This is a genomic window from Variovorax sp. P4_D9 (genome assembly GCF_056401695.1).
Map to the genome: position 1 here is coordinate 1 of NZ_JBFUIU010000185.1, position 13,176 is coordinate 13,176.

15 protein-coding genes and 1 pseudogene are annotated in these 13,176 nt (G+C 64.1%); 13 read left to right on the forward strand and 3 right to left on the reverse strand.

All coding sequences use genetic code 11. From position 1 onward, the window contains the following. The 6 genes from AC1DY5_RS20375 to phaZ all read left to right on the forward strand — a co-directional run. On the forward strand, positions 1–233 hold a 233-nt coding region (locus AC1DY5_RS20375), incomplete at its 5' end, for an AMP-binding enzyme (RefSeq protein ID WP_478114239.1). A gap of 97 nt (positions 234–330) precedes the next feature. Continuing rightward, positions 331–1,680, forward strand: a complete 1,350-nt coding sequence (locus AC1DY5_RS20380; protein WP_478114241.1) for an MFS transporter — start codon at positions 331–333, stop codon at positions 1,678–1,680. A gap of 29 nt (positions 1,681–1,709) precedes the next feature. Further along, a complete protein-coding gene (locus AC1DY5_RS20385; protein ID WP_478114243.1) occupies positions 1,710–2,117 on the forward strand; it encodes a Rieske (2Fe-2S) protein in 408 nt (135 codons plus the stop codon). After that, positions 2,101–2,604 (forward strand): MaoC family dehydratase, encoded by a 504-nt coding sequence (locus AC1DY5_RS20390; protein ID WP_478114245.1) that lies wholly within the window; start codon positions 2,101–2,103, stop codon positions 2,602–2,604. Before AC1DY5_RS20385 ends, AC1DY5_RS20390 begins: the two co-directional genes overlap by 17 nt. Next, positions 2,601–4,241, forward strand: coding sequence for an alpha/beta fold hydrolase (locus AC1DY5_RS20395; RefSeq protein WP_478114246.1), 1,641 nt, complete (start codon positions 2,601–2,603; stop codon positions 4,239–4,241). Before AC1DY5_RS20390 ends, AC1DY5_RS20395 begins: the two co-directional genes overlap by 4 nt. After that, a complete protein-coding gene (gene phaZ, locus AC1DY5_RS20400; RefSeq protein ID WP_478114248.1) occupies positions 4,241–5,065 on the forward strand; it encodes a poly(3-hydroxyalkanoate) depolymerase in 825 nt (274 codons plus the stop codon). The genes AC1DY5_RS20395 and phaZ overlap by 1 nt, the downstream gene beginning before the upstream one ends. A gap of 31 nt (positions 5,066–5,096) precedes the next feature. On the opposite strand, the gene AC1DY5_RS20405 is transcribed toward phaZ, so the two are convergent. Then, positions 5,097–5,345 (reverse strand): hypothetical protein, encoded by a 249-nt coding sequence (locus tag AC1DY5_RS20405; protein ID WP_478114250.1) that lies wholly within the window; start codon positions 5,343–5,345, stop codon positions 5,097–5,099. Further along, positions 5,305–6,342, reverse strand: a complete 1,038-nt coding sequence (locus AC1DY5_RS20410) for an MFS transporter (RefSeq protein WP_478114251.1) — start codon at positions 6,340–6,342, stop codon at positions 5,305–5,307. The genes AC1DY5_RS20405 and AC1DY5_RS20410 overlap by 41 nt, the downstream gene beginning before the upstream one ends. A gap of 190 nt (positions 6,343–6,532) precedes the next feature. Between AC1DY5_RS20410 and AC1DY5_RS20415 the strand changes: the two are divergent. After that, positions 6,533–6,676 (forward strand): annotated as a pseudogene (locus tag AC1DY5_RS20415) (IS110 family transposase); the annotation flags it as partial. On the opposite strand, the gene AC1DY5_RS20420 reads toward AC1DY5_RS20415, so the two are convergent. After that, a complete protein-coding gene (locus AC1DY5_RS20420) occupies positions 6,635–6,889 on the reverse strand; it encodes an IS1096 element passenger TnpR family protein (protein ID WP_478114253.1) in 255 nt (84 codons plus the stop codon). The pseudogene AC1DY5_RS20415 and the gene AC1DY5_RS20420 overlap by 42 nt on opposite strands. A gap of 107 nt (positions 6,890–6,996) precedes the next feature. On the opposite strand from AC1DY5_RS20420, the gene AC1DY5_RS20425 reads away from it, so the two are divergent. The 6 genes from AC1DY5_RS20425 to AC1DY5_RS20450 all read left to right on the forward strand — a co-directional run. Next, entirely contained in the window at positions 6,997–8,097 is a 1,101-nt protein-coding gene (locus AC1DY5_RS20425) for a TauD/TfdA family dioxygenase (protein ID WP_478114255.1), read from the forward strand. Further along, the gene (locus AC1DY5_RS20430; protein WP_478114256.1) at positions 8,094–9,056 is read left to right on the forward strand and encodes a tripartite tricarboxylate transporter substrate binding protein; all 963 of its coding nucleotides are present in this window, start codon (positions 8,094–8,096) and stop codon (positions 9,054–9,056) included. Before AC1DY5_RS20425 ends, AC1DY5_RS20430 begins: the two co-directional genes overlap by 4 nt. A 102-nt stretch (positions 9,057–9,158) precedes the next feature. Beyond that, the gene (locus AC1DY5_RS20435; RefSeq protein WP_478114257.1) at positions 9,159–10,850 is read left to right on the forward strand and encodes an AMP-binding protein; all 1,692 of its coding nucleotides are present in this window, start codon (positions 9,159–9,161) and stop codon (positions 10,848–10,850) included. Positions 10,851–10,887: 37 nt separating this feature from the next. Continuing rightward, positions 10,888–12,084: a Rieske 2Fe-2S domain-containing protein gene (locus AC1DY5_RS20440; RefSeq protein ID WP_478114259.1), complete on the forward strand. Its 1,197-nt coding sequence runs from the start codon at positions 10,888–10,890 to the stop codon at positions 12,082–12,084. An 18-nt stretch (positions 12,085–12,102) separates the two neighbouring features. Continuing rightward, a complete protein-coding gene (locus AC1DY5_RS20445) occupies positions 12,103–12,564 on the forward strand; it encodes a bacteriohemerythrin (protein WP_478114260.1) in 462 nt (153 codons plus the stop codon). A gap of 45 nt (positions 12,565–12,609) precedes the next feature. Further along, on the forward strand, positions 12,610–13,176 hold a 567-nt coding region (locus AC1DY5_RS20450; RefSeq protein WP_478114262.1), incomplete at its 3' end, for an alcohol dehydrogenase catalytic domain-containing protein.

Genomic DNA, 13,176 nt, shown 5'->3' on the forward strand with positions numbered 1-13,176 from the left:
TCGGTGTCGCGCACCCGAAGTGGGACGAGCGCCCGCTGCTGGTCGTGGCCAGGAAGCCGGGCGCCGAGGTGACGCGCGAGGAGCTTCTCGACTTCTACAACGGCAGGATCGCCAAGTGGTGGACACCGGACGACGTGGCATTCGTCGACAGCATTCCGCTGGGCGCCACCGGGAAGATGCTGAAGAACCGGCTGCGCGAGACGTTCCGCGATTACCGGCTGCCGACCGCCTGAGTCCGATAGGCGCCCACCATGCCCTCGGTTGCCGTCCTTGCGATGGCGCCTTGGGCAGCGGCGCCGACCCATGAATTTATATAACGAAGGAGACAAAGTGAATATCCCAACTACCGCCTCAAAGCCGAACGACGGCTACCTGTTCGGGCCGCGCCAGGCGTGGTTCGCCTTTGCGATGACCATCGGCCTGATGCTCTTCGACTACATCGATCGCCAGGTCATCGTCTCGCTGTTCCCGTACATGAAGGCCGATTGGGGCCTGTCGGACAAGCAGCTCGGCGCCCTGGTCTCGGCCCTCTCGATCGTCCTCGCCGCCTGCGCGCTTCCGGTGTCGCTCGTTGCCGACCGCGTGAGCCGCGTCAAAAGCATCGTGACGATGGCCACGGTGTGGAGCATCGCCTCGATCTCTTGCATGTTCACGCGCAACTACAGCACGCTCTTGGCGGCGCGCGCCGTGGTCGGCGTCGGAGAGGCCGGCTACGGTTCGGTGGGCGCCGCGCTCATTGCAACCCACTTCCCCGATCGGATGCGCAGCGCGCTGATGGGCAGCTTCATGGCGGCCGCCTCCGTGGGCTCCGTGCTCGGCGTCGCGCTCGGTGGCGTCATCGCGGCGCGCTGGGGTTGGCAGGCGGCGTTCGGCGTSGTCGGCATTCCTGGGCTCGTGATGAGTCTGCTCTACATCAAGGTGCGCGACTACCACACGGTCGACGTCGGCACGCATGCCCACGGAGCCACGCGCTCGGCTGTCGGCGTCTTCCGTGCGGCCTTCGGGGCACTGAAGCGGTCGCCGACGCTGCTGTGGGTGGGCATCGGGAGCGCAGTGCAACTCATCGTTCTGTCGGCGATGTGGTCTTGGCTGCCGAGTTTCCTGAACCGTGTGCATGGGGTTGCGCCTGCACAGGCAGGCGTGCATGCCGCGCTTGTCGTGCTGTGCGGTGCGTTTGGCAGCGTGCTCTGGGGCATCGTGTGTGACATGGCCGGAAAGCGGCATCCGCGCGCTCGGGTGATTGCCATGGCAGTGCTGTGCCTGATCTCGACAGCCGTCCTTGGCGCCGCGTTCGGGCTGCCGTTGTTGGGCGTGCAGCTCTCCAACCAGGCGCAGTTCGCGTTGTTTGCCCTCGGCGGCTTCTTTGCGACCTGTACCGCCGGCCCTTCTGCTGCCATTGTCATGAACGTCGTTCACCCCGGCTTCCGCGCCACKGGTGCCTCGATCCTCGGSTTGCTCCAGAACCTGTTCGGCATGGCAATGGGACCGCTCATTGGGGGCGTACTGTCCGACGCCTTCGGCCTGCAGATGGCATTGGCCGTGACACCGGTCTTCGGGATCGCTGCCGCCTGGATGCTGGTGATCGGCTCTCGCACTTATGAGCGCGATGCCGGGCGGGCCGCAAGCCCGCTGGTCGACGAGCCAAGCCTGCCCGACTCACAACTTGCGGCTTGCCGCTGACGAGTTTCGAGAGTTTCTCGGAGGCTGAATTGAAAGACTCGAATACCACCGGAACCGTCGAGCCCGTCGCTCACGATGTTGCAGCGATGTCGCAATGGATCGATGCCATGGCGGCAGATGAAGTGSGCGACGGCACGCGYCGCCTGCTGCGTGCCGRCGGCCAYGAGATCGCGCTGTTYTGCGTCGGCGAGCGCGTTCACGCGCTGGCCGACAGCTGCCCGCATCAGGGCGCCTCGCTGGTCACCGGCAAGCTCGATGGCGGCGCGGTGAGCTGCCGTGCGCACGGGCTGCGCTTCGATCTGACCACCGGCTGCATGCGCGGAGCCCCGGGCTTCGGCGTGCGCGTCTATCCGATCCGCATACACGATGGCCAGGTCCAGATCGACCTGGCCCAACCACCCTCATCACAGGAGTCTTCCGTTGCCTGCTCCCTCTAACTATTGCTTCGACACGCTGCAGGAGCATGTCGGCCATCACTTCGGGGTGACCACACCCATCCTGCTCGACCAGACGCGCATCGATCGCTTTGCGCAATGCACCGGAGACACGCAGTGGATCCACGTAGATGTGGATCGCGCGCGAACGCAGGGACCGTTTGACGGCACGATCGCACACGGGATGCTGCTGCTGTCGTTGGTTCCGACGGCGCATTTCGAACTCGGTGTCTACCCGAGCGATGCCGCCAACGTGCTGAACTACGGGTTCGACCGGGTGCGCTTCCTCGCGCCCGTCCCCGCGGGCACCCTCGTGCAATTGCGCGTGGAAGTGACCGATGTGACACCGAAGACCGGCGGCTTCCTGGTCCGATGCAAGAACACGGCACACAGCATCGTCGATCCCTCAAAGCCACTGATGGTGGCCGACTCGCTCGCTATGGTGATGGCAGCAACGGCAGCAACGGCAGCAACGGCGGTGACGGCATGAACGAATCGCAAAACCCGACAGGCGCCACGCGCCTGACCGATTCGCTCGGCGCGCTTTCCATGGGCGCGCTGACGCAGCCGTTCAAGTCGACGGAGGGCCTGCGCCGCGCCACGGCCGAGCTGCTCAAGATCACGACCGGTCAATCCACGATCAGTCCGTCGCCGAACGACCACCGTTTCGACGACGCGGCCTGGCAGGACAACGGCTTGTACCGCCGCCTGATGCAGGCCCATCTGGCGGTGGTTCAGGAGATCCATCGCATTGCCGGCGAACTGGACCTGCCGCCGCGCGACGAGGCCAGGGCAAAGATGATGCTCGGGATGCTGACCGACGCGCTCGCGCCCACCAACACGCTGGTCGGCAATCCGGCGGCGCTCAAGCGCACCCTCGAGACCGGCGGGCTCAACCTCGCCGACGGTATCCGCCAGATGGCCGCCGACTGGCGCGACAACGGTGGCTTGCCCTCGTCGGTGGATGGCTCGGGCTTCGTCGTCGGCGAGAACCTCGCCGCGACGCCGGGCTCGGTGGTGCTCCGCGACGAACTGCTGGAACTCATCCAGTACCGGGCGCAGACCGACTCCGTGCACGGCACGCCGCTCTTCATCGTCCCGCCGCAAATCAACAAGTACTACGTGTGGGATCTCGCGCCGGGCCGCAGCCTGATCGAGTTCCTCGTGCAGCAGGGCTTCACCGTCTACGTGGTGAGCTGGTTCAACCCCGAGGCCGGCCAGTCGGACTGGGGTCTGGAAACCTACGTGATGGCGCTGGAACGCGCGATGGGCGTCGCGCGCAGCATCTCGCGTTCCGAGCAATTGCATGTGCTCGGCGCCTGCTCGGGTGGCATCACATCGGCGGCACTGCTGGGCCATCTCGCGGCCAAGGGCAGCGACTGGGCCCGCAGCCTCACCTTGCTGGTCTCCATCCTGGACATCGAAGGCATCGCCGACAGCTCGATGGGCCTGTTCGCGCACCTGGAAACGCTCGACCTGGCACGCACGGTCAGCGGGGCGAAAGGCGTGCTCGAAGGCAAGGACCTGGCGAAGATCTTCGCCTCCCTGCGGCCGAACGAGCTCATCTGGAACTACTGGGTCAACAACTACCTGATGGGCCGGAAGCCCTCGGCGTTCGACATCCTCTACTGGAACGCCGACACCACGCGCCTGCCTGCCCGGCTGCACGCCGACTTCATTGCGCTGCTGGAATCCAATGCGCTGGCCAAGCCCGGCGGATTGTCGATCGGCGAAACACCGCTGTCGCTCGGCGACGTCAAATGCGATAGCTACATCCTCGCGGGCAAGACAGACCACATCACGCCGTGGGACGGCTGCTATCAGACGCGACGCCTGCTCGGCGGGCACAGCGAGTTCGTCCTGAGCTCCAGCGGCCACGTCCAGTCGATCGTCAATCCGCCCGGAGGCAGTCGCAAGAGCGCCTTCCTCACGCATGCTGGAAGCCACGACACGCCCGAGGAATTCGARGCCGGYAGCGTYCGTCACGAAGGMAGCTGGTGGCCGCACCTGGCCGCGTGGCTCGCAAAACGCTCCGATCCGCAACGACGCGCTCCACGCCAGGAGGGATCGCGTGCCYATCCCCCGCTGTGCGCCGCACCCGGCACCTACGTGGGCAACGGYRACTGATGGCATYCAAGCAWCCCCTGACTACCCAATTCATCAAYCTCGACGGTCGGCGCGTGCGGATTGCCATCGGCGGAGCGCCGAAGGCGACCCGCACGATGCTGCTGTTCAAYGGCATCGGTGCAAGCATCGAGACCATGGCGCCCTTCATCGAATGCTTCGAGCGCACGCGCGTCGTGGCCTTYGAYGTGCCGGGCGTCGGCGAATCGCCGGTGCCGTGGCTGCCCTATCGCCTGCCCGGCGTCGCSGAYCTKGCGGCCCGGYTGCTCGATGCGCTCGGCATCGACCAGGCAGACATCTTCGGCGTCTCCTGGGGCGGCGCGGCGGCGCAGGAATTCGCGATACGCCAYGCGRCGCGCTGCCGCACGCTCACRCTGGCGGCCACCTSTGCRGGCTTCGTCATGGTGCCGGGACGGCCCGGCGTGCTGCTGAAGATGCTGAGYCCAAGGCGCTACCTCGACCCCTCATATCTCGTGCGGATCGGCGGYGARCTCTACGGAGGCGCGCTGCGKTTCGAGCRCGACCTGCTGCAGATGCACGCGCAAGCCATGCGCGAACCGAGCCGACTGGGCTACCTCTACCAGCTGATCGCCACGCTGGGTTGGACCAGCTGGCACCGGCTTCACCGCGTCAAGGCGCCTGCGCTGGTGCTCATGGGCGTCGACGATCCCATCGTGCCGCCCATCAACGGACGCATCATCGCGGGCAGCCTGCGCGACGCGACGCTGGAAACGATCGATTGCGGCCACCTGTTCGTGCTGACGCAACCTGCCGCCACTGCGCGCCGCATCGAGCGCTTCATCGATTCGCACGACGAGGGCCGGTGAGGCCCGCCGCGAAGGYCGGTACGCGGGGTGTTCACACCTGGATGGCGGCTGCCTTTTGCGCCTTGTGTGTGGCGTAGCGTTGCCACAGTAGCAATGTCATGCTGATGCAGGTGAGGACGACACAGCCCAGGGCCAGGTGCCACAAAGAATCCCATAGCAAGGGTGCGAGCAGACCGGCTGCCACCGCCATCATGCTGTATTGCAGGAACATTTGGCAGGAAGCGGCCAGCCCGGCATTGTCAGGAAAGGGATGCAGCGCATGGCCCACGAGCAGCGGCATGGACACGGCTGTCACAAAGGCGTAGGTCGCAATCGGCAGCAAATGGATCAGCCCGGGCGGCACCATTGCGGCCAGCGTGGTGTTGAGCACGTTGACGACGACAAATCCCGCATAKGCAAGGTACAGGGTGCGTTGCGTGCCCCAGCGTTGCACYAGGCGCGGTAGGCACAGAAAGCCAGCAATCAGCCCCACCATCATGGGGGTGAAGACCAGGTAGACATCGGTGGGACCGCCCCAGCAAATGCGTCAAGAGCTGGGGGGCCGCCGCCACATAGAGAAACATGGCCGCCCAGTTGCAGGAGTGAGCCACGGTCAGGCGCCTGAACCAGGGTGACCCCAGCACAAAGCGGTAGTTGCGCCACAGGTTGTCCAGACGTATGGCTTGGCGTCGTGCCGGGGGCAGGGTTTCAGGTAGCTTGCGCGCATAGACCAGCAGCATGATGACGCCCGCCGCGCTGAGGAACGCAAACAGCGCACGCCAGCCCCACATCCACGTCAGCCAGCCCCCGAGCATTGGCAGGATGATGGTGCCGGCCGATTGCACCAAGGTGGTATGGGCAATCATCTTTTGTGCGACCTCGCCGCTGTGCAGGTCCCGTATGACAGCGCGGCACAAGACGTGGCCCAGGCCTACGACCAGACCTTGCACGGCGCGAAGAATCCACAGGTGCTCTATGCGGGTGGCCAGCAGGCTCAGCAGCGAAGTCAGCACCAGCACGACCAGCCCAATGAACAGTGGCTTGCGCCGTCCCCAGGCGTCCGAGAGCACGCCATGCCACAGGCACATGAAGGCACTGGCCACAAAGTACAGCGAGACGGTTTGCTGTACAGCGGTGGCCGAAGTGCCAAGGTCCTCCTGCATGGACTTGATCCCGGGAAACAGCATGTCCGACCACAGGGTATTCAGCGTGCCCAAGCTGCCCAGTAGCAGCATGACTTGAAGGGAAGTGAGGCGCGCTAACGGGTTTGCGCTGCTGGGTGTGGATGGAGGGGGCATGGGTGGTCTGGTTGGTGTGCTGTATCGAATGGAGCYGACGTTGGCCCCCCTGAGTGACGACGGAGATCGATGAATTGCGGGGATAGTTTGGCTCAGCCTGCCAMCCGAYGATTGACCCAACGGGACATTTTCATGYCCGTTCGGGACATCAAGACGGCAGCTCGGGTGCGGTCACGTCAAGGACTTGAAAGTGAAGACGAACAAGAACGACGCGGCCGATGCCGAGGCGATCTGCGAGGCGGCGTCGCGACCAAACATGAGGTTCGTGCCGATCAAGGACGTCGATCAGCAATCAGCGTTGGCAGCCGAACGCGACCTGCAGGATCTGGTGCAGCCGGGCGACGCTGGTATCGCCTCGCACTAGCAGGCGCCGCCAGATCAGCGGGCTGATGCTGCGCAGCACGGCACGCAGTTGCAAGACCTCCTGCCGATGCCCCGGTTTCCATCGCCGAAGCTTACTTTGCTGCACTGCACTCCAATATCGGGCCGTCCCCAAAGGGAATGAGGGGGAGCTGAATCTGGCATCTGGGTTGACGCTCGAGCGCATTCATCCATAGCAACGATGGTATGAAGGATGCGATGCTTTGCATTGGACCTTGGTATCTGTGCATTTCATACTGCAGTGCCCCTCGAAACATGCATCGGAGCACAACAATGACGAGACAACACGCGGCAACACAGGACCGCCCCATGTGGACTTCAGACAACCTTCCTCTTTTCGACAATGCACAAGCCTGGACGGGCCCAGCGATGGTCGAGCGAGACGACTGGATCTACAAGATGTCGGCCGACGAGATTGCCGAGATCGATGCCGCCGTTGCACACATCGACTCGGCGATCGACATCCTGGACGTCGGCATCGACGACTTTGCGCTCCCAGGCCTATCCCAAAAGCTGGCCGGTTTCCGCCGCGAGGTGCTTCACGGCCGAGGCTTCTACCTGATCCGGGGCCTTCCGGTGGAGCGCTACACGCGGCGCCAGGCAGCGATCGCGTATTGGGGAATCGGCCTGCACATCGGCGAGGCCGTGTCGCAAAACGGCAAAGGGCACGTGCTGGGCCATGTCGCCAATCTCGGCCTGAACTACGTCGACCCGGAAGTTCGGGGATACCAAACCAGTGCGCGACTCAACTACCACTGCGATGTCTCCGACATCGTCACCCTGCTGTGCCTACGCACAGCGCGATCTGGTGGTCTGTCATCGGTGGTGAGTTCGACCACGTGCTGGAATGAGATGGTCCGGCGCAGGCCCGATTGCGCCCTCGCGCTTCTCGAGCCCCTCCACTACACCCGTTGGGGAGAAGTTCCCAGCGGCAAGCCGATATACGACTGCGTGCCGATCTTTGCGCCATGCGAAGGTCGGTTGATCACTACGTACGTGCGCAGTGCTGCCGTTAAGGCACAGGCACTCCCGGGAGTTCCCCGACTCACAGGTGCGCAAATCGAGGCGATGGATGTCCTGGATGCGCTGGCGGCGGACCCCGAACTGCATTTGGACATGGAGTTCCACCCCGGCGACATCCAATTGGTGAGCAACTACTCGGTGTTTCATTCGCGCACGTCGTTCGAGGATTGGCCTGAAGTCGAGCGAAGGCGCCACCTGATGCGGCTCTGGCTCGCGTGCAGCGACGGGCCCGCCGTGCCGCCGTTCATGAACGAACGCCACGGGCAAACGGCCAGCGGTCGGCCGAACGGGATCCGCGTTCCGGGCGTGCGCTTGGTCGCGCCCCTCGAAGCAATCTGGGGCCCACCATGAAGCCGATTCTTTGGATGCTGTCTGCCGCTCTGCTCATCTCGCCCGTCGGCGCCCTGGCCGACAACGGCAAGCCTTTCCGAGTCATCGTGCCTTACGGCGCAGGCGGACTGCTCGACACGGTGACGCGCGCGGTGGTGAGCAAGATGGCCGTCGCCATGGACACGCCATTTGTGGTGGAGAACAAGCCAGGCGCCAATGCCAATGTCGGGGCTGCCTATGCGGCACGCGCTTCGGCGGACTCGCGCCTGCTGCTGGTGAGCGGGAACTACATCACGACCAACCCACAGGTCGAAGCGAATCTTGCATGGTCTCCGCAGCAATTGACGCCCATTGCGCGAATCGGTATCTCCCCGAGCGTGGTGGTGGTCCCCAAGGCTTCTCCCTATCGAACCTTGCAGGAACTGTTTGTGGCCGCAAAGAAGGACCGCAGCATCAGCATTGCCGAATCCGGGCCGGGTGCACCTCAGACGATGGTGAACATGGTGCTTGCCGATTCGGCTTCCGTTCGATTTCTTGTCGTGCAATACGCGCAGGGAGCCACGGCCATTGTTCCTGACCTCGTCGGTGGGCGGATCGACATGGCAGTGATGCCGATCAGCGTCGCGCTAGGCCTCGTCAATGGCGGCCAGCTTCGCGCACTCGCCATCACGAGCGCGACGCGCTCCAGTCAGTTGCCCGACACGCCAACGATGGCCGAAAGCGGCGTGCCGGCGGCTGCGATCAGCAGTTGGGTCGGTCTGCACGCACCTGCTGGCACGCCTCCCGAGATGGTCAAGCGCCTGTCGGACGCCGTACGCGAGGCGATGAGTGACGAGGTCGTGACGCGCACGCTCGCCAACACAGGCGCCCAGGCTGGATACCTCGACACCATTTCCTTTCGAGCATTCCTGAACGGTGAACTGGAGCAAGGACAGCGGTTCTCCAAACTGCGCAAGGCGGCGGAGCCCTTGCCGCAGTGAGGATGCTCTCGGCAAGAGAGCGGCTCAACGAACGTCCGCAGCCGCCTTGTTGCTTGGTTGACGCACTTCTTATCCGACTGAAGAACTGAAGAGAACGACGACATGCGCATCGCCCCCGCAGACCGCATCTGGCTCCCTGGCTACCCGCCCGGTGCGCCGGCCACGATTGACGCCAGCGCCTACACCAGCGTCATCGAGCTTGTTGAACGCACGACGGCCGCGCACGCCGATTCCGTCGCGATCGCCGCAGCAGACGAGTCCCTGACCTTTTCCGAACTGCTGACGCGTTCGCGTGCCTGGACCGCCTGGCTCATCGAAGCCGGGATTCATCAAGGTGATCGCGTGGGGGTCATGCTGCCGAACGTACCGGCCTTCCCGATCACGCTGCTCGGCACACTTGGTGCGGGCGCCGTGCAAGTCAGCATCAATCCGATGTACACCGCGCGGGAACTGCGGCATCAACTGCAGGATTCGGGCGCCCGCGTGCTGGTGGTATCTCATGCGGCGCTGTCGGTGGCGCGCGCCGCGCTCGATGGCACGTCCGTCGAGCGTCTGGTGGTCGTCGGTGGCGACGCGCCGATCATGGAGGCAGGCCTGCGTGCGACGCTGTTTTTCGCGGCGCTGGCACAGGGCGCGGCCTTGCCGCGCGTCGATGCCCCGACGCTGAGCCGCGACCACCTGGCGCTTCTGCAATACACAGGTGGCACGACCGGCGTCTCCAAAGGCGCAGAAATCACCCATGGCAACCTAATAGCCAACATACTTCAGGTGCGCGCGATGCTATCCGGAGCGGTCGAACAAGGCCGCGAGACCATCGTCACGGCGCTACCGCTGTACCACATCTTTGCGCTGACGGTGAATTTCCTCACCTTCGTGAGCTTCGGCGCGCGCAACGTGCTGGTGGTCAACCCGCGCGATCCCGCTCAGTTGGTGGCCGCTTTCTCCAGCGGCGTGATCACCGCCGTGACTGGCGTCAACACCTTGTTCGGCAACTTGCTGGCTTTGCCGCAGTTGAAAGACGTCGATTTTCGCCAGATCAAGCTGGCCATCGGCGGCGGTAGTGCCATCCAGGGTGCTGTCTCGGACCGCTGGCGCGCCCGCAGCGGCAGACACATTCTCGAAGGCTATGGCTTGAGCGAGACCGCGCCCGTCGTCTCCATCAATTCGTGGGCCAACCCCGAGTTCACAGCCTCCATCGGCTTTCCGATTCCATCCACCGATCTCATCGTTGCCAACGAGCAAGGCCGGCCGCTGCCGAGCGGCTCGGAAGGCGAACTCTGCGTCAAGGGCCCGCAGGTGATGCGTGGGTACTGGAACCAGCCGGAAGCGAACGCCGCCGCATTCACGTGCGAAGGCTACTTTCGCACCGGAGACATCGGCACTATGGATGCGCAGGGATTCGTGCGAATCCTGGATCGAAAAAAGGACATGGTGCTCGTATCTGGCTTCAACGTCTATCCGAACGAAATCGAAGGGGTCATCGCTCGGCTGCCTGGCGTGACTGAGTGCGCGGTGGTGGGCATTCCGGACGCTCGGAGTGGCGAAGTGGTAAAGGCCTTCATTGTTCGCCCGCCCGACGGAACGTTGACGAGAGAAGCGGTAATTGAGCACTGCAGGGACAACCTTGCGCCTTACAAGGTGCCGAAGGTTATCGAGTTCATTACCGAACTTCCGAAGTCCGCCGTGGGAAAGATCTTGCGACGCAATCTCCACGCCGCCCCTCTTCCGACAGCCGCTATTCCCAATCCATCGACGGTCGCCCGAATGGCGGCTTTCACTCCGAAGTCCAGGTGAATCGCCTGGACGCACTGTGCAGCAAGAAGGACTCACCATGAATGCCGTGACCAAACAAGACCCCGCGCGGGAAGCCGCCCGAATGATGACGCTGGCCGAAACGTCAGCCCACACCCCAATGGGGARGGTGCTGCGCAAGTTCTGGCACCCCATCGCGCTCTCAAGCACCGTCGCCCCCGGCACCGCCAAGGCCGTACGCCTGCTTGGCGAACACCTTGCGCTTTACCGGGGCGAGAGCGGCATCCCGCACTTGATCGTCAATCGATGCGCACATCGTTTGACGAAGTTGCATACCGGTTGGATCGAAGGCGAGACGCTGCGCTGCATGTATCACGGTTGGAAGTACGATGCCACCGGCCAGTGCGTGGAGCGGCCGGCGGAGCGCCCTGGCACCGAGGCAGACATCCGTATTGCGGCCTACCCCGTGCACGAATACTGCGGCCTGATCTTCGCCTGGCTCGGAGATGGCGAGCCGCCGGTCTTCGATCTCCCGCGCAAGGCAGTGTTCGAGCGGAAGGATGTCCTGCTGTTCCAGCGTCAGGAAGTTTGGCCCTGCAATTGGCTGCAGCATGCTGAGAACTCGCTTGATGCATTGCACGTGAGCTTCGCCCACCAGACAGGCATCGTGGGTGTGTTTGGAGAAGCGGTCACGACTCTTGTTCCGGAACTGCGGTACGAGGAGACGCTGGCCGGCATCCGCCAGACCGCGATTCGCTCGGAAGGCGGGAAGTCGCTGGTCCGCATCAGTGACTGGACCTTCCCCTACGCCAACCACGTGGCCGTCCCGCCGATCAAGGAAGGTGCCCCATGGATGGAGCTTTCGAACTTCATGGTACCGATTGACGACACGCACACGAATCGCGTCACGCTGATCGCTGCCGAGATCACCACGGCGGCCGGCGATGCAGACCTGCGCCGCTACTTCGACGGCTGCCAGACCTACAACGCAGCGGACCACCATGACGACCTCTTCGCCGGCAAGTACCCGAAGGATCCCCTCATTCGCCTCACCAGCGCACAGGACTATGTCACCCTTGTCGGACAGGGTGCCATCGCGGACCGTGCGAACGAGCGACTCGCCTCATCGGACCGCGGCATCGCGATGTTGCGTCGCATTCTCTGGCGCGAAATGGAAGCGATGAACGCAGGCAAGCCGACCAAGCCGTGGCGCCGGAACGAGGATTCGCTGGTCCTGTCCGAGTCCGTCGAAACGGCAAGCCTGGCTCAGGTCTGATAGGCATTCAGGTACCCAATGACCGCGCACCTCGCCGCGCCTCCTGCCCTGGGAGACGCCATGCTGGACCGGGACCATGCCGAGTTGTTTCGGCTGGCGCAGGCGCTCATGCGTGCATCCGGCGGGGGCGCCGTCGCTGCGCTCGACACGCTGCGCCTCGAGGCGAGTGAGCACTTCGGCCGCGAGGACGTCGATCTGCGGCGATTGGGTGGCAACAACGCCTCCTGCCACTTGGACGAGCACGCCGCGGTCCTGTCTTCTCTCGACGAAGTGCACTCAATTCTTCGCGACACAGCGACGCCAGCCGAGACAGCGCAGCGGCTGGTCGCAAGCCTCGCTCTGGAACTTCAGCGCTGGCTGCCTGAACACGTCGGCGAAATGGACGCGAGCCTCGCAACGTCACGCAGCCGATCCCGCTTTGGCGGCGCACCTTTGCGGCTCGCGCCCGCCGGACACCTTCAGCGTGCCCGAGCCGAGTGAATATTGAATCGCTGGCTATCCAGCAACACGTGAAGAAAGCAAAGTATGAGTATCCCCACCCCACGCACAGGTCTTCAATTGCGTTCGCTTGTCCGCCAGAGCGGGGAATTGGAGCTTTCGCTGATCAGTCTCGCGACCCCTGATCCAGGTCCTGATGACGTGGTCGTGCGCATGGAAGCAACGCCCATCAATCCTTCCGACCTCGGCCTTCTGCTGGCAGGCGCCAATCTTGAGACAGCGCGGATGTCCGGAACGCCGGATCATCCCATCCTCACGGCCACCATACCCAGCCAGGCCATGGCTGCCGTGAGCGCGCGCGTGGACGAATCCATGGCGCTGGGCAATGAGGGTGCGGGTGTCGTGGTCGAGGCGGGAAGCTCCGATGCAGCGAAGGCGCTGCTGGGCAAGACCGTCGCCGTCTTCGGCGGAGCCATGTACACGCAGTTCCGGCGTGTCCGCGCAAAGGACTGCTTGGTGCTGCCAGAGGGTATTACCGCGGCCCAGGGTGCCTCCTGCTTCGTCAACCCGCTCACCGCGTTGGGCATGGTCGAAACCATGCGGCGCGAAGGCCATGCTGCGCTCGTGCATACCGCGGCCGCCTCCAGTCTCGGG

Bases quoted from the DNA above. Each gene is read 5' to 3' on its own strand.
- AC1DY5_RS20445 (WP_478114260.1), top strand. From the start codon at position 12,103: ATGACCGCGCACCTCGCCGCGCCTCCTGCCCTGGGAGACGCCATGCTG.
- AC1DY5_RS20435 (WP_478114257.1), top strand. From the start codon at position 9,159: ATGCGCATCGCCCCCGCAGACCGCATCTGGCTCCCTGGCTACCCGCCC.
- AC1DY5_RS20430 (WP_478114256.1), top strand. From the start codon at position 8,094: ATGAAGCCGATTCTTTGGATGCTGTCTGCCGCTCTGCTCATCTCGCCC.
- AC1DY5_RS20405 (WP_478114250.1), bottom strand. From the start codon at position 5,345: ATGCCGCTGCTCGTGGGCCATGCGCTGCATCCCTTTCCTGACAATGCC.
- AC1DY5_RS20420 (WP_478114253.1), bottom strand. From the start codon at position 6,889: ATGCGCTCGAGCGTCAACCCAGATGCCAGATTCAGCTCCCCCTCATTC.
- AC1DY5_RS20425 (WP_478114255.1), top strand. From the start codon at position 6,997: ATGACGAGACAACACGCGGCAACACAGGACCGCCCCATGTGGACTTCA.